1 protein-coding gene is annotated in these 237 nt (G+C 63.7%); it reads left to right on the top strand.

Translation table 11 applies throughout. The annotated features are described in order from the left end of the window. The first annotated feature begins 14 nt into the window (after positions 1–14). Positions 15–128: a hypothetical protein gene (locus ACVHXK_RS19015; RefSeq protein ID WP_461207960.1), complete on the top strand. Its 114-nt coding sequence runs from the start codon at positions 15–17 to the stop codon at positions 126–128. The last annotated feature ends 109 nt before the right edge of the window (positions 129–237 follow it).

Raw genomic sequence — 237 nt, 5'->3', positions numbered from 1 at the left:
TGAAAAGGCGCGAGGTGGCCCGGGCGGCCCGGGACTTCGCCCAGGCCGACGCCCTGCGCGACGAGCTGGCCAAGGCGGGCTGGAGCATGGAGGATACGCCAAAGGGAGCGCGCCTCTACGAAACCTAGCAGACCGCTGAAAAGCGGCGATCTGCTGCGTCGCTTCGCTGCTGCGAAAACTGCAAAACCTCGCGTACGGGGAGTACAGCTCTGCTCTCAATATCTGTAAGGCTCGAAG

Source organism: Clostridium sp. DL1XJH146 (genome assembly GCF_054819755.1).
Note: the sequence above shows the minus strand (reverse complement) of the source record. Positions and strands in the feature narration are given on the sequence as shown.